The organism is Nocardioides sp. L-11A (genome assembly GCA_029961745.1).
Taxonomy (GTDB): domain Bacteria; phylum Actinomycetota; class Actinomycetes; order Propionibacteriales; family Nocardioidaceae; genus Nocardioides.
Genome location: CP124680.1, coordinates 1,181,259 through 1,195,699, shown reverse-complemented (window position 1 = coordinate 1,195,699; position 14,441 = coordinate 1,181,259). Strand labels below are relative to the sequence as shown.

Here is a 14,441-nt window from a genome sequence, read left to right as displayed (position 1 = left end):
GGTCAGCGGCGGAGCTTCGCCGCACGGATCGAGATGCAGCACGCGACGCGGTCACCCGCGCCGTACACGATCGAGGCGCGACCCCGGGCGTCGGAGCCGACCATCGGGTTCGAGGCCCGCCCGGGGAGGCGGCGTGCCTCGCCCCAGGCACCGGAGGCCGCACGGTGCCTGACCAGGGCCAGCGGCCAGCGCTTCTCGGATCGGTACTGCTGCTCCCAGGTGAGGGTCGCGTCGCCGCCCGCACCCACCTCGAGCTGGGGCAGGAACAGGCTGTAGCCGTACGCCGGGAACGGGCCGGTGGCGTTCTCCCGCGCCCACGGCGCCCCCGGAGCCTCCTGGATCGCCAGGTAGGGCAGCACGGTCCCGTTGCGACTGTCGACCTCCTCGCCGTAGATCACCGCCCGCCCGGTCTCGGCGATGCCGACATCGGTCGCGTTCTGGGGCGTCTGGAGGTCCCCCACGACGACCTGCTCGGTCGGCCCCCATCCACCGTCCGCGGCGCGGTGCCGGGCGAAGATGGTCGTGCTGTCGCGCCACACGGCCACCAGGCGACCGTCCCGCGTCGTCGCGACCGACGGCTGGTCGAGCGGACCCTCGGCCATGGTCTGCTGGCTCCAGCCCGTGGCGGGCCCCCGGGACGCGAGCCGGACCCGACTGCTCGCCGGTCCGGCACCCGCCCTGATCTCGTCCCAGGCGATCGTGGCCACGCCGCGGTCGTCGATGGCCGGCTCGCTCGCCCGGGCGTCGGGCCGCCAGGCCGGGTCGACATCGAGACGCTGCGCGGTCTCCCACCCGCCGCCGGGGGCCCGGTACGCCGCGTGGAGGGTGAAGTCGGTGACCTTGACGTCGAAGTGGCCGGCCCAGTGGACGACGGCGTACCCGTTGCCGGAGACCGCGATCCGGGGGAAGCCGGTGCGATCACCCTTGGCGGACAGGGTCCTCGGCTTGGACCAGCCGCGCTTCCCCTTGCTCGAGACGGTCCGGACCACGACGCTCTTCCCCTTCGACTGGGTCCACACGACGGTGACCCTGCCCCGGTCGTCGATCGCGATGTCGTTGGTGCCGGCGTAGTTGCGCAGTCCCTTCCAGGAGAAGGTGCCGCTGAGCGTGTGCGGTCGGCCCCACGCGCCGTTGGGCGCCCGGCGCGCCACCCGGACCCGGCGCTGCTCCCCGTTGCCGTCGACCCAGGCCGCCGCACCGGCGCCCTTGGCGTTGACGTCGTAGCTCCAGAAGTTGGTCGAGAAGAGGGTGCTGCGGGCGACGTTGACGCTCTTCCACCCGCCGGCGGCCGACGCCGCGCCGGCCCGGCCCAGCGACAGCGGGCCGAGTGAGAGGACGAGAGCGACGACGAGGCCGGTCGCCACCATGAGCGCCGCGCGGCGCCCCGCGCGCGGACGGACGCCGTGCAGCATGCTGGATCGGGTCATGCTCGCAACCTTCCCAGAAGCGATCGGTCGAACCGCGGGCCGGCGCGCGTGACTAGCCCAGTACCTCGGCGGCCTCGAGCCACTCCAGCTCGGCGGCATCCTTCTCCTCCTGCAGGGCGGCGAGCTCGGTGCCGATCGCGGTCAGCCGCTCGGGGTCGGTCGCGTGGGCCGCGAGGTCGGCGGTCAGCTCCGCCTCGCGGGCGGCGAGTCGCTCGAGGACCTTGTCGAGACGGGCGACGGTCTTCCGCGCGGCCCGCTCCTCCGCGGAGCCGGCCTTGGCCTTCGGCGGAGTCACTCCTCCGCCGGCACCCGACGACACGGACGTGGCAGGCGCGGCGGGAGGGGTCGGCGCGGCGACGTCGAGATGCATCGCCGCCGCCCTCCGCTCCAGGTACTCGTCGACGCCGCGAGGCAGCATCGAGACCTGCCCGTCGCCGAGCAGGGCCCAGACCGAATCGGTGACCCGCTCCAGGAAGTACCTGTCGTGGGAGACGACGACGAGGGTGCCGGGCCAGCCGTCGAGGAAGTCCTCGAGGACGTTGAGGGTCTCGATGTCGAGGTCGTTGGTCGGCTCGTCGAGGAGCAGCACGTTGGGCTCGGTCAGCAGCAGCCGGAGCAACTGGAACCGGCGCCGCTCGCCACCGGAGAGGTCACCGATCCGGGCGGTCAGCTTGTCGCCGGTGAACCCGAAGCGCTCGAGCATCGAGGTGGCGCTGATCTCGCCGTCGGCGGTCTTCGTGACGCGCCGGATCGACTCGACGGTGGCCAGCACCCGGGCCTCCGGGTCGTCGACCTCGACGTCCTGGGTGAGGTGCTGGAGGGCGACGGTACGGCCGTGGCGCACCTTGCCGACACGGGGGGCCGCCTCGCCGGAGAGCAGGGAGAGCACCGAGGTCTTGCCGGCGCCGTTGACGCCGACCAGGCCGACCCGGTCCCCGGGCCCGAGGCGCCAGGTGGCGTGGGAGAGCAGCTGACGGGTGCCCCGCGCGAAGTCGACGTCCTCGACGTCGATGACGTCCTTGCCCAGCCGCTGGGCGGCGAACCGCTGCAACTCGAGGCGGTCGCGTGGTGGCGGCACGTCCTCGATGAGCGCGTTGGCGGCGTCGATGCGGAACTTGGGCTTCGAGGTACGCGCTGGGGCGCCGCGCCGCAGCCAGGCGAGCTCCTTGCGGACCAGGTTCTGCCGGCGCTGCTCGGAGGCGGCGGCCTGGCGCTGGCGCTCCGCCTTGGCGAGTACGAAGGCGGCGTACCCGCCCTCGTAGGTGTCGACGACGCCGTCGTGGACCTCCCAGGTCTGCTGGCACACGGCATCGAGGAACCAGCGGTCGTGGGTGACGACGACCAGCGCGGAGGGCCGCGCGGCGAGGTGGGCGGCCAGCCAGGCGACCGCCTCGACGTCGAGGTGGTTGGTCGGCTCGTCGAGCACGACCAGGTCGTGGTCGCCCAGCAGCAGGCCGGCCAGGGCGCATCGGCGGCGCTCGCCGCCGGAGAGGCCGTGCACGGCGCGGTCGAGATCCACGCCCGCCAGCAGCACGTCCACGATCTCGCGCAGCCGCGCGTCGGCCGCCCACTCGTGGTCGGCCTTGCCCTGGAGCACGACCTCGCGCACGGTGTGGCTGTCGTCGAAGTCGTCGTGCTGGGACAGCACGCCGACCAGGAGCCCCCGCTGGCGCGAGACGCGTCCCTCGTCGGGCTCCTCGGTGCCCGTCATGATGCGCAGCAGCGTCGTCTTGCCGTCGCCGTTGCGGCCCACGATGCCGATCCGCTCGCCCTCCCCGACGCCGAGCGAGACGTCGGCGAGCAGCGGGCGGACGCCGTACGACTTCGAGACCCGCTCCAGGTTGAGCAGGCTGCGCGGCTCAGGCATAGGTCACCACGTGGGCACCGGCGACGGGGCCGGGGGCGAGCGTGCAGCGCAGGCCCTGCTCGGTCAGCTCCGCGACGGTGGTCCGCGCCTCCTCGACGTCCTCGTGCAGGACGAGGAGGGTCGGCCCGGAACCGGAGAGGAGGACGCCGTCGGGCGCCATGCTGCGCAGCCGCACCTCGACATCGACCAGGTCGGGACGCAGGTCCCGGGCGGCGGGCCACAGGTCGTTGGCGAGCAGGTCGCCGATCTCGTCGGTGTAGCCGGTGCCGAGCGCGGCGATCAGGTCGTCCGGGATCGGCGGCGCGGCGGGAGCGTCGGGTGACAGCTCGTCGAAGTGACCGTAGACCGCGGGCGTGGAGAGGCCCTCGTCGGAGAGCACCACGACCCACCACACCGAGCTGGCGTCGGCGACGGGGCTGACGACCTCGCCGTGGCCGGTGCCGAGGGCGGTGCCACCGAGCAGCGCGAACGGTACGTCGCTGCCGAGCGTGCCGGCGATCCGGAGCAGGTCGTCGTCGGAGGTCTGCAGGTCCCAGAGCCGGTCCAGCGCCAGCAGGGTGGCGGCCGCGTCGGCGGATCCGCCGGCCATGCCGCCCATGACCGGGATCCCCTTGGCGATGGTGATCCGGGCGGCCCGGTCGATGCCGTGGTGGGCGGTCAGCGCCCAGCCGGCGCGGACGGCGATATTGGTGTCGTCGAGGGGGACGCCGTCGATCGGCTCGGTCATCGCGACCGACCAGTCGTCGGCCTCGGCGACGGTGACGTCGTCGTACAGCCCGACGGCCTGGTAGACCGTCGCGAGGACGTGCTTGCCGTCCGGCCGCAGCCCGCCGACTCCGAGGTGGAGGTTGATCTTCGCGGGGGCCCGCACCGTCACCTGCGTCATGCACTCTCCCCTGCGTCGGGACTCTCCTGGAGGGCGACCGTGATCGCCACGAACTCGTCGATGCCGAGCGCCTCGCCGCGGGTCAGCGGGTCGATCCCCGCCGTCCGCAGGGCGGCCTCCGCCTTCTCGGCGCCACCGGCGATCGCGCGCAGCGCGCCGCGCAGCGCCTTGCGCCGCTGGGCGAACGCGGCGTCGATCACCGCGAACACCTGCTCCCGCGCCACCCGGTCGGTCGGCGGCTCGCGCCGGGTCCAGGCGACCAGGCCCGAGTCGACGTTGGGGGCCGGCCAGAAGACGTTGCGCCCGATCGCGCCCGCCCGGCGTACGTCGGCGAACCAGGCCGCCTTCGCCGAGGGGATGCCATAGGTCTTCGATCCCGGTGCCGCCGCCAGCCGGTCGGCGACCTCGGCCTGCACCATCACCAGGCCGTGCTCCAGCGACGGCAGCAGGGCCAGCAGATGCAGCAGGACCGGCACGGAGACGTTGTAGGGCAGGTTGGCCACCAGGGCCCGCGGTGGCGGACCGGGCAGCTCGGTCACGCTCAGGGCATCGGCGAGCACGACCCGGAACCGCTCGGCCTGGCCGGGCGCGAAGGCGCCGATGGTGGCGGGCAGCTCCCCGGCCAACAGCGGGTCCACCTCGATCGCGGTCACCTCGGCGCCGGCCTCGAGCAGCGCCAGCGTCAGCGACCCCAGCCCCGGGCCGACCTCGACCACGACCTCGTCCGCGGCGACGCCGGACTCGCGCACGATGCGGCGCACCGTGTTGGCGTCGATGACGAAGTTCTGGCCGCGCTGCTTGGTCGGGCGCAGTCCGAGCCGCGCCGCCAGCTCCCGAACCTCCGCCGGGCCGAGCAGCCGCGGAGCGGAGGTTTCAGGCATGGGGCCCAGGCTATCGGCTCCGCTCCCGGTCAGCGGGGCAGACCGAGCTTGGCGGCACAGCCGGGCCATGCGCCGTACCCGCCGGACCGGTCGCGCAGCCGCGTGGCGATGGCGATCTGGGTCTCGCGGGAGGCCTGATGGGGGTAGCCGGTGCCGCCGTTGGCACGCCAGGTGCCGAGGCTGAACTGGAGGCCGCCGTAGTAGCCGTTGCCGGTGTTGATCCGCCAGTTGCCACCGGACTCGCACTGGGCGAGGCGGTCCCACACGGTGTTGCCGGACTCGATCACCGGCTTGGTGCCGACCTTGACGACCTCGGGAGTCGGCTCGCGGGTCACCGTCGCGGTCAGGACGACGCGGCGCACGACGGTGCCGTTGCGTACGGTCACCCGGTAGGTGACGTCGCGGGCACCGTCGACCCCGGGGGTCTCGACCTCGGTCTGGCCCTCGTAGAGCGCGTCGTCGGAGACCTTCTCGACGGGCGCGGCGACCCGCTCGCCGGTCACGCTGCGCTCGCGCTTCTCGATGTCGGTGAAGACGATCCGGTCGCCGGCCGCGAGCGCGGTCCCCCGCGCCGGGCGCACCTTGTCGTGCTCGTCGAGCTGGACGCCGACCTGGGCCAGCGCGTCCTCGACCGTGAGCGCGGGCAGCTGCTGGGTGACCGGCTTCGCACCGGCGAGGACGAACGTGAGCTCCTTGGGCGTGACGACCTCGATCTCCGCGCCGCCGCGGTCGATGTCGGCGGAGCGGCTGGTGGAGAGCCGGCCGTCGGCGTAGGGGGTGCCGATCTCGGCGAGAGCTCCCTCGACGTCGGTGGCGGTCACCCAGTGCGTGCTGGTCGCGCCGTCGACGGTCAGCTCGACCGGGCGGCTGAACAGCACGGCGATCCGGTCGCCCGCCTCGATCCGCTCGTCGGGTCCGGGCTCGACGATGTCGCGCTCGGACACCTCGATGCCCTCCTCACGAAGGACGTCGCCGACGGTGGCGCCCATCGTGGTGACCGCACGCTCCTCGCCGTCGACGGAGAGCCGCACGTCGGTGGTCATCGTGGAGTAGCCCCAGGTGACCGCGGCGACGGTGACGAGGACCGCGACGACCGTTCCGGCGAGGGCCTTGCGGCTGTGGGCGAGCCTGAGGAGGGAGGCCTTGAGGTTCCGGCCGTGGGTCAGCCGGGCGAGCTGGGGGTGCGCAAGTCGCACGATTCTCCGAACGTCGTACTGCCCGGGCCTCGGTCGACCAGCCCGACCGACCCCCGGCCGCGTGCCGCGGCGGGTGTCGGACCCTGCGTGAGCTGGCCGGAGAACTGCCTCCGATCCCGGCCGTCAGCCATCCACGAGAGCAGGGCACGACCGTCGATGGCAACTTGGCGAGGGCCCTCAGCGCGCCGTCGGGTGACCTGTTTCACGCCGCCGCGCCCCATCCGCCCCACCTGTCACACTCCCCAGGAGCCTCCGAAGGCGGTCTCGGTGGTGGCGTCGATGGCGGCACACAGCTCCGTCACGTCGTCCCCGCGCTCGGCGGCCATCGCGCGCACCGTCAGCGGGACGAGGTACGACGCGTTGGTGCGGCCGCGGAAGGGCGACGGGGTGAGATAGGGCGCGTCGGTCTCGACCAGCACCCGGTCGCGGGGCACGATCCGCAGCGCCTCGCGCAGCGGCGCGGCGTTCTTGAAGGTGACCGTCCCGGCGAAGGAGAGGTAGGCCCCCCGGTCGAGGCAGGCCCGGGCGAAGTCCGCGTCGCCGGAGAAGCAGTGCATCACCCACCGGTCCGGAGCGCCCTCGCCGTCGATCACCTCGAGCACCTCGTCGTGGGTCTCCCGGTCGTGGATGACGAGGGTCTTGTCGAGCCGCTTGGCGATGTCGATGTGGCGCCGGAACGACTCCGCCTGCACGGCGCGGCCCTCGGCGCCGGTGCGGAAGGCGTCGAGGCCGGTCTCCCCCACCGCCCGCACCCGGTCATGGGCTCCGGCGAGCCGCTCGATCTCCTCCCACGCCGCCTCCAGCGCCGCGCGACCGTCGCGCTCGAGGATCCGCGGCGCCTCGTTGGGATGCAGGGCGACGCCGGCGACGAGCTCAGGGTGCTCCGCGGCGGCGGCCACCGCCCACCGGGCACCGGGGAGGTCGCAGCCGATCTGCACGATCCGGGGTACGCCGACCGCGGCGGCCGCATCGATCGCCTCCCGGGTGTCCCATGCCTCGCCCCCGCGACCGATGTCGAGGTGACAGTGGTTGTCGACGACGGGGTGCGGCAGGGGCTCCGGGACGGGCGGGCGCTCGTCGGTGCTCACGACGCCGGGGTGCCCACGCGGTCGAGGACGGCCTCGACCAGCGCGTCGGGGGCCTGGGTGGGGATCCAGTGGGAGACGCCGTTGAGCTCGACGAAGCGGTAGGGCGCGTCGACCCAGCGGACGGTGTGCTCCGCACCCCAGCGGGCCAGTGCCACGTCCTGGTCGCTCCAGACCAGGGTCGTCGGCACGGTGACCCGGGCGCGCATGTCGCGCGGGTCGTTGAACGGCAGGGCGCGGTACCACCCCAGCGCGTGCGGCAGCGCCCCGGACTCGACGATCTCGGTGCGCACCCGGTCCACGTCGGCTCGGGTCATGCCGGCGTGCCTGAGCTGCCGGTCGGACGCCGAGCGGACCCGCCCGAGCAGCGTCTCGGGCAGGACCGGGAGCTGGAAGGCCAGCATGTACCAGGACTTCAGCAGCTGGCCCGAGCGCACGAGCGAGGACACGAAGGCGCCCGGGTGGGGCACCGAGACGGCGGTGAGGGTGCGGACCCGGTCGGCGTGGTGCTGGGCGAGGGCCCAGGCGACGATCGCACCCCAGTCGTGGCCGACGACGTGGACGGCACCGCCCGGCCCGGCGACGGCGTCGATCACGGCGACCGCGTCCTGCGCGAGCAGTGAGACCCGGTAGTCGCGACGCCGTGGCGGTCGGGCCCGGGGCGCGTAGCCACGCTGGTCCATCGCGATGGTCCGATAGCCCGCGGCGTGGAGCTGCGGAGCCACCAGACGCCAGGACGTCGCCCGCTCGGGGAACCCGTGCAGGAGCAGGATCGGCTCGCCGTCGATCGGGCCGGCGTCGAGGACGTCGAAGACCAGTCCGTCCCGCTCGACCGTCGTGATCCGTGCCGTCGGCTCAGCCATCGATGTGCACCACCTGGTAGACGTCGCGTTTGGGGAGTCCAGCCTGCCCGGCCACCACCGCGATCGCCTCCTTGCGTCGCATGCCGGACTCCTCGAGCTCCGCGACCGCGGCGCGCAGGCTGTCGGGGTCGGTCGCCACCGCCGCTCCGGGGACGGCGCCCGCGACGACGATCGTCACCTCGCCGCGGACCCCCTGGGCGGCCCAGTCGACGAGGGCGGCGAGCCCGTCACGGCGTACCTCCTCGTGGGTCTTGGTCAGCTCACGGCACACCACGGCGGCGCGCTCGGGGCCGAACGCGTCGCGCATCGCCGCGAGCGCGGCCGCGGTGCGGTGCGGCGCCTCGAAGAAGACCATCGTGCGCTGCTCCCCGGCCAGGTCGGCGAGCCGGCGCCCGCGCTCCCCCGCCTTGCGCGGCAGGAAGCCCTCGAAGCAGAACCGGTCGACCGGCAGCCCGGACACGGCGAGCGCGGTCAGCACCGCGGACGGGCCGGGGACGGCGGTGACCCGGATGTCGGCCTCGACGGCCGCGGCGACGAGCCGGTAGCCCGGGTCGGACACGCTGGGCATCCCCGCGTCGGTCACCAGCACCACCCGCTCGCCGGCGACGAGCGCCTCGACGAGGGACGGCGTGCGCGCGGCCTCGTTGCCCTCGAAGTAGGACACCACCCGCCCGCCCAGCTCGATGCCGAGGTCGGCCACGAGGCGGCGCAGGCGGCGGGTGTCCTCGGCCGCGACGACGTCGGCCGTGGCCAGCTCGGCCGCGAGCCGCGGCGGCGCGTCGCCGACCTGGCCGATCGGCGTACCCGCCAGCACCAGGACTCCACTCACGTCCCGATCCTCGCACGGCGCCGCCCCCTCCCGAGCCCGCACCCTCCCCTCCCCGATGTGGGTAGCAACGTGTGTAGACCGATGTGTGAGGAGGTGTGTCATGGCGACGAATCTCGCCCTCGACCCTCAGCTGATCGACGTCCTCGAAGCCAGCGGAGCGCGCACCAAGAAGGAAGCGGTCACGATCGCGCTGCGGGAGTACCTCGCCGTTCGTGAACGGGCCACGATCGTCGACCTCTTCGGCACCATCGAGTGGGACACCGGGTTCGACCACCAGGCGGCTCGGCGATCGCGTGACCGCAAGCTCGGCCTCGCCGACTGACCGGGTCGCCGATGTCGCTGCTCGTCGACACGAGTGTGTGGTCCCTGGCATTCCGTCGTGACGCCTCGCCGGATCTCTCCGAGGTCGCCGCGCGACACGACCCCCTCTCCCTGTGGCAGGCCCCTTGACCCCGATCACCGGCACGTAGGCTTCGGCACCGTGACCGTCATCGGCCTCTCCCGCACCGCGCTCGGCCGGCGGGTGCCACTGGCGGTGGAGCGGGCGATCAGCCCGATCCGGCGGCTCTCGGGGCGCGACCGGCTGCTCGGCTGGCTCGGGCCGATCGGGCTGACGCTGCTGGCGTTCGGGCTGCGCGTGGTCGGGCTCGGAAACCCGCACCGCTTCGCGTTCGACGAGACGTACTACGCCAAGGACGCCTGGTCACTGCTCAACAACGGCTACGTCCAGACCTACCTGAGCGACGCCGACGGCAACACCAAGACCGACATCAACGCCGACATCCTCGCCGGCCACACCCAGGGGGTGTGGACCGGAGACCCGTCGCTCGCCGTGCACCCCGACGTCGGCAAGTGGCTGATCGCCCTCGGCGAGAAGGCCTTCGGGATGGACCCCTTCGGCTGGCGGATCGCGTCGGCCGTCGCGGGCGCGCTGATGGTGCTCGTCATGTGCCGCCTGGCGCGACGGATGACCGGCTCGACGATGCTCGGCTGCATCGCCGGCGCCCTGCTCATGCTCGACGGCCTGCACTTCGTGCTCTCCCGGCTGGCGCTGCTCGACATCTTCTTGGCGCTCTTCCTGCTGTGCGGCGTGTCCTGCCTGGTGGCCGACCGCGACTGGCACCGGGCGCGCCTGGCGAAGCGGGCCCGACGTACGCCGGACGGCGTGGCATTGACCGGATGGGGGCCGCTGGTCCTGTTCCGTCCGTGGCTGCTGGCGGCCGGCGGGTGCTTCGGGCTGGCCGTGGGCACCAAGTGGACGGCGCTCTACCCGCTCGCCGCGCTCGGTGTCCTGTGCTGGCTCTGGAGCGCCGGCGCGCGCCGCTCGCTCGGCGTCCGGTGGGCGCTGGTGAAGGGCGCGATCATCGACGGCATCCCGGCCTTCCTGTCCCTGGTCGTGGTGGCGCTGCTCGTCTACATCGCCACCTGGGGCGGCTGGCTGGCCCACGCCGACAAGTACGAGGAGAGCCTGAGCGCGACGCAGTACCGGCAGTACACCGGCCAGGGGCACTGCGCGAAGGACGACGACGCCTACGTCGCGACCGACCTCGACACGACGAGGAAGTGGCCGACGGCGACCGAGAAGGACGCGAGCGGACTGGGTGAGGCGTGGCAGTCGCTGCGCTCGCTGTGGTACTACCACCAGGACGTCTACACCTTCCACACCCACTTCCTGAACTGCTCCACGCACTTCTACGAGTCCAAGCCGTCGAGCTGGCTGCTCATCAACCGGCCGGTCGGCGTCGCGGTCACCAACGACATCTCGCCCGACGCCCCGGGCTGCGACGCGCCCGCCGGCAGCGACTGCATCAAGCAGGTGCTGCTCCTCCCCACGCCCGTGCTGTGGTGGGGCGGCGTAGTGGCGCTGCTGTTCGCGGTGGTGATGTGGATCGGCGCCCGCGACTGGCGCTACGGGCTGACCGTCGTGGGCGCGCTGTCCGCATGGCTGCCGTGGATGATGTACGACGACCGGCCGATCTTCCTCTTCTACGCGATCGCGATCCTGCCGTTCACCGTGCTGGCCCTGACCCTCGCCATCGGGGCGCTGATCGGGCCCTCGCGCGCACCCTCAGCCCGGCGTACCGCGGGCGTCATCGTGAGTGGGGCGTTCGTCGTCCTCACCCTGGTGAACTTCGCCTGGTTCTGGCCGATCTGGACCAACCAGATGCTGACGCACAGCGAGTGGCTGGACCGGGTCTGGTTCTCGCGCTGGGTCTAGCGCCCGGTGGCCGGGGTACCGCCCACGGATGGTCGTATGGTCGCCGGACGGCTCACCCGACGAGGGTGTTCCCCTCGTCGCAGGCGGTGCAGCTCCACCACTGGACGATGACCTCGCCGTCCGCCCCGAGGGTGCGGGGGCCGGGCACATGCGCGGTGGTGGCCCCGCAGGACAGGCAGGCGAGCAGCCTCCGCTGCCCCACCGTCGGCTCGGGCGGCGGCTCGGGCGGCGGCCCGGGCGGCGGCCCGGGCGGCGGCGCAACCGCGGCTTCGGGATCGACCGTCAGCAGCGCACGGATCTCGGGGCGCATCACGCGGGCGAGAGTAGGACTGGGGTGGGTCACGACCAGCCGGGCGCGCTGGGTGGCCGCCCGGCCCCGACAGGTCAACAGGGCGGTGATGCCCGCACTGTCCATGAACCGCACCCGGGTCAGGTCGACCGCGACCCTGCGCGGGTGGCCGCGCAGGCAGACGTTGACCGCTCCTTCCAGGACGGCGGTCGTCGTCACGACCAGATCGCCCTCGACGAGGAGAGTGGCGGCGTCGGGCCCGCCTGTGGACGTGATGGAGCATTCGGACAGCCGCTCGGCCACGTGCATCGCCTGGTTTCCTGGAGAGTCGTACGACCAAAGGTGGAGACACCATGGATGGCGAGACGCGTGAAGCCCCTGGGTGCCCACGACGCTACGCCGCCGAGGGGCAGGAAGCCAGCCCCCCAGACGATCGGCCCGCGCTGACGACGGCGTAGGCCCGCACCGCAACCCGACGAGGAGGAACCATGGGAACCTGCAGCACCTGCGGGAACGACTACGACAAGACGTTCGCGGTGGAGACCGCGGACGGCACGCATCTCACCTTCGACAGCATCGAGTGCGCCGCACACCTGATCGCCCCGGTCTGCGCCCATTGCGACTGCCGGATCCTGGGGCATGGCATCGAGGCGGCCGGGACGATCTACTGCTGCGCGAACTGCGCCCAGCACGCCGGCGTGGAGGGCGCCCGGGACCGGGTGGCGACCTGAGCCTTCGGGGCGACCCGGCGGATCCGGGGTGGACCCGCGACCGCGAGCACCGCCGTGACGGCCGCTCGCTGGATGACGGAGGCCGGGGCCGGGTCGCGGGGGTCTTCCGGCCGCGGGTGCGTGGCCGGTTGGGTTCGGAGAGGCAGCGACGAGGACGGCGGGCGCGGGGCTGGATCCGTCGGTCGGGTTGCGGTCCGGTGGGCGGGATCGGCTGGTGTCGTTCTTCTTTGCCCGGTCGTCTTCCTGGGGCTGTGCTCGGGCTTCGGCCGGGTGCGCGGTTGCGTTCCGAAAGGCAGCGACGAGAACGCGGGGACGGGACTGGGTTCGGCGGTCGGGTTGCGGTTCGCGGGTCGGCTGGTCAGGCACTTCTGTCACCGATCGTGACGTTGGTTCTCCACACCCCCGGGATCGGGTTTCGCCTGTCCACAGGCGGGTTTGCGACACTGTGAAGTGTCGTGGGCAGGTGGGAGAATCCAGTCATGGATCTCGCCACCGACGCCCGTTCGACAGCCTCGCTGCTGTCCGGGCTGCGCGCCGAGGTCGAAGGCCGGGAAGCCTCCCTGGTCCGTGAGTGGTCCGGCATCGTCGAATGGGCCAGCGACCACGTGATCGCCGGCCCCGAGGGGGTCGCGACCATCACCGAGGGCTACCTCGACACCGGCATCCCGATCGCCGGGCCCGGTGCACCGTTGGTGTCGGAGTTCGGATTGATGGAACTCGTCGCGGTCCTCGGCAGGTCCCCGGACGGCGGGAAGGCGTATGTCGGGCGGGTGATCGAGTGCGCCTGGCGACTCCCCCACGTCTACAACGCCGTCACCTCGGGCCGGTTGGCGCCGTGGCGGGCCGAACGGATCGCCGACCTCACCCACCCCCTCTCGGCTGAGGCAGCCGCGTACGTCGACCGGCAGCTCTGGGACGCCTCCGGCGTCGGCTGGGCCCAACTCGAACGCCTGGTCGCCGAAGCGGTCATCCGGTTCGACCCCGAACGCGCGGAAGCAGACCGGCAGACCGCTGCCGATGGTCGGCACTTCGACATCAGCGCTGTCGACGAGCACGGCCTGGTCCACCTCGACGGCCTCCTCGACGCTGCCGACGGACACGACCTGAACCTCGCCGTCGCCCGACGCGCGGAAGTCCTGGGCCGACTCGGTGACGACAGTTCTCTGGATGTGCGGCGATCGAAGGCCGCCGCCGAGCTCGCGAGGCAGGACCTCGCCCTGGACCTGCTCATCCCCGACCCCGACACCGGAGAAGTCGTGGACACCGTGCCGGGTCGCAAGGTGGTCCTCAATGTCCACGTCGCCGACACCACTTTGATCGGCCAGAACCCGTTCGCGAACCCGGTGGGACGGTGGGAGGAGGGCCGCTGCCCGATCACCTCGACCCAGATCCGCGAATGGGTCCGCGCCCGGCACACCACGGTGATCGTGCGTCCGGTGATCGACCTGGCCGACCATGTCCCCGTCGGGTCCTATGAGATCCCCGACCGCCACCGCACCCGGGTGGTGCTGCGGGACCAGACGTGTCGGTTCCCGCACTGCACCCGACCCGCCCAAGCCTGCGACATCGACCACACCCGCCCATATGGCGAGGGCGGACCCACCTGTCCGTGCAACGAGGTCGCGTTGTGCCGCCGGCACCACCGCGCCAAGACCCACTCCACCTGGCGCTACGACACCGTCACGCCCGGCACGTATGTGTGGACCAGCCCCAACGGGCACCGGTTCCGGGTCGACCACCGCGGCACCCACCCCATCCAGACCACCTCGCCACCCGACGAGTAGCCACCCCGCCCCACACCCCGCAGCGCGCTGGCGCGGCGGGGACATCGGCATGTCAGCATCCGCTGATGGAGCAGATGGCGCGCGCATCGGGCATCGCCCCCGCCGGCCGGCCGACGAGAGCACCGGTCGCGTCGTGCCGACCGGTGGCCGCCACCCGAACGCGACCACCCACCCGAGCCGACCGCGAGCGCAGCAGCGCGGCGCGACGAAGGAGCGACGCGCTCGCGCCCTCCAGAGATCCACAAGGCCACGGCGCGAACGCCGCACGAGGAGGCGCAGCGAGCGAGGAACGAGCGACCGGAGCCGACGACGAGCGACGCTTCGCGTCGTGCCGACCGGTGGCCGCCACGCGAACGCGACCACCCACCCGAGCCGACCGCGAGCG

13 protein-coding genes are annotated in these 14,441 nt (G+C 72.9%); 4 read left to right on the top strand and 9 right to left on the bottom strand.

The annotated features are described in order from the left end of the window. Positions 1 to 2 precede the first annotated feature (2 nt). The 8 genes from QJ852_05525 to rsmI all read right to left on the bottom strand — a co-directional run bounded on the left by QJ852_05525 (position 3) and on the right by rsmI (position 9,034). Complete coding sequence (locus QJ852_05525; protein ID WGX97897.1) at positions 3 to 1,427, bottom strand: hypothetical protein; 1,425 nt, start codon at positions 1,425 to 1,427, stop codon at positions 3 to 5. A 52-nt stretch (positions 1,428 to 1,479) separates the two neighbouring features. Further along, complete coding sequence (locus QJ852_05520; GenBank protein WGX97896.1) at positions 1,480 to 3,294, bottom strand: ABC-F family ATP-binding cassette domain-containing protein; 1,815 nt, start codon at positions 3,292 to 3,294, stop codon at positions 1,480 to 1,482. Continuing rightward, the gene (locus QJ852_05515) at positions 3,287 to 4,180 is read right to left on the bottom strand and encodes a 4-(cytidine 5'-diphospho)-2-C-methyl-D-erythritol kinase (GenBank protein WGX97895.1); all 894 of its coding nucleotides are present in this window, start codon (positions 4,178 to 4,180) and stop codon (positions 3,287 to 3,289) included. Before QJ852_05515 ends, QJ852_05520 begins: the two co-directional genes overlap by 8 nt. After that, entirely contained in the window at positions 4,177 to 5,061 is an 885-nt protein-coding gene (rsmA, locus tag QJ852_05510; GenBank protein ID WGX97894.1) for a 16S rRNA (adenine(1518)-N(6)/adenine(1519)-N(6))-dimethyltransferase RsmA, read from the bottom strand. The genes QJ852_05515 and rsmA overlap by 4 nt, the downstream gene beginning before the upstream one ends. A gap of 29 nt (positions 5,062 to 5,090) precedes the next feature. Beyond that, complete coding sequence (locus QJ852_05505; protein WGX97893.1) at positions 5,091 to 6,257, bottom strand: transglycosylase family protein; 1,167 nt, start codon at positions 6,255 to 6,257, stop codon at positions 5,091 to 5,093. A gap of 233 nt (positions 6,258 to 6,490) precedes the next feature. Next, positions 6,491 to 7,345, bottom strand: coding sequence for a TatD family hydrolase (locus QJ852_05500; protein WGX97892.1), 855 nt, complete (start codon positions 7,343 to 7,345; stop codon positions 6,491 to 6,493). Then, the gene (locus QJ852_05495) at positions 7,342 to 8,205 is read right to left on the bottom strand and encodes an alpha/beta fold hydrolase (GenBank protein WGX97891.1); all 864 of its coding nucleotides are present in this window, start codon (positions 8,203 to 8,205) and stop codon (positions 7,342 to 7,344) included. The genes QJ852_05500 and QJ852_05495 overlap by 4 nt, the downstream gene beginning before the upstream one ends. Further along, positions 8,198 to 9,034 (bottom strand): 16S rRNA (cytidine(1402)-2'-O)-methyltransferase, encoded by an 837-nt coding sequence (rsmI, locus tag QJ852_05490; GenBank protein WGX97890.1) that lies wholly within the window; start codon positions 9,032 to 9,034, stop codon positions 8,198 to 8,200. The genes QJ852_05495 and rsmI overlap by 8 nt, the downstream gene beginning before the upstream one ends. 100 nt (positions 9,035 to 9,134) lie before the next feature. Between rsmI and QJ852_05485 the strand changes: the two genes are divergently transcribed. After that, positions 9,135 to 9,356: a type II toxin-antitoxin system VapB family antitoxin gene (locus QJ852_05485; GenBank protein WGX97889.1), complete on the top strand. Its 222-nt coding sequence runs from the start codon at positions 9,135 to 9,137 to the stop codon at positions 9,354 to 9,356. 159 nt (positions 9,357 to 9,515) lie between these two features. Next, entirely contained in the window at positions 9,516 to 11,252 is a 1,737-nt protein-coding gene (locus QJ852_05480; GenBank protein ID WGX97888.1) for a phospholipid carrier-dependent glycosyltransferase, read from the top strand. Positions 11,253 to 11,304: 52 nt separating this feature from the next. Here QJ852_05480 and QJ852_05475 read toward each other — a convergent pair whose 3' ends face one another. Further along, positions 11,305 to 11,850 carry an STAS domain-containing protein gene (locus tag QJ852_05475; protein ID WGX97887.1) on the bottom strand — a complete coding sequence of 182 codons (546 nt, stop codon included), beginning with the start codon at positions 11,848 to 11,850 and terminating at the stop codon, positions 11,305 to 11,307. A 179-nt stretch (positions 11,851 to 12,029) separates the two neighbouring features. Here QJ852_05475 and QJ852_05470 point away from each other — a divergent pair, with 179 nt between their 5' ends. Together QJ852_05470 and QJ852_05465 are read left to right on the top strand one after the other, a co-directional pair. Beyond that, positions 12,030 to 12,272, top strand: coding sequence for a hypothetical protein (locus QJ852_05470; GenBank protein WGX97886.1), 243 nt, complete (start codon positions 12,030 to 12,032; stop codon positions 12,270 to 12,272). Positions 12,273 to 12,751: 479 nt separating this feature from the next. After that, a complete protein-coding gene (locus QJ852_05465) occupies positions 12,752 to 14,056 on the top strand; it encodes an HNH endonuclease (GenBank protein ID WGX97885.1) in 1,305 nt (434 codons plus the stop codon). Positions 14,057 to 14,441 lie beyond the last annotated feature (385 nt).

What these genes read in the sequence shown, in the direction of transcription:
- QJ852_05525 (WGX97897.1), bottom strand. Translation starts at nt 1,427, where the DNA reads ATGACCCGATCCAGCATGCTGCACGGCGTCCGTCCGCGCGCGGGGCGC.
- QJ852_05520 (WGX97896.1), bottom strand. Translation starts at nt 3,294, where the DNA reads ATGCCTGAGCCGCGCAGCCTGCTCAACCTGGAGCGGGTCTCGAAGTCG.
- QJ852_05515 (WGX97895.1), bottom strand. Translation starts at nt 4,180, where the DNA reads ATGACGCAGGTGACGGTGCGGGCCCCCGCGAAGATCAACCTCCACCTC.
- rsmA (WGX97894.1), bottom strand. Translation starts at nt 5,061, where the DNA reads ATGCCTGAAACCTCCGCTCCGCGGCTGCTCGGCCCGGCGGAGGTTCGG.
- QJ852_05495 (WGX97891.1), bottom strand. Translation starts at nt 8,205, where the DNA reads ATGGCTGAGCCGACGGCACGGATCACGACGGTCGAGCGGGACGGACTG.
- QJ852_05485 (WGX97889.1), top strand. Translation starts at nt 9,135, where the DNA reads ATGGCGACGAATCTCGCCCTCGACCCTCAGCTGATCGACGTCCTCGAA.
- QJ852_05475 (WGX97887.1), bottom strand. Translation starts at nt 11,850, where the DNA reads ATGCACGTGGCCGAGCGGCTGTCCGAATGCTCCATCACGTCCACAGGC.
- QJ852_05470 (WGX97886.1), top strand. Translation starts at nt 12,030, where the DNA reads ATGGGAACCTGCAGCACCTGCGGGAACGACTACGACAAGACGTTCGCG.
- QJ852_05465 (WGX97885.1), top strand. Translation starts at nt 12,752, where the DNA reads ATGGATCTCGCCACCGACGCCCGTTCGACAGCCTCGCTGCTGTCCGGG.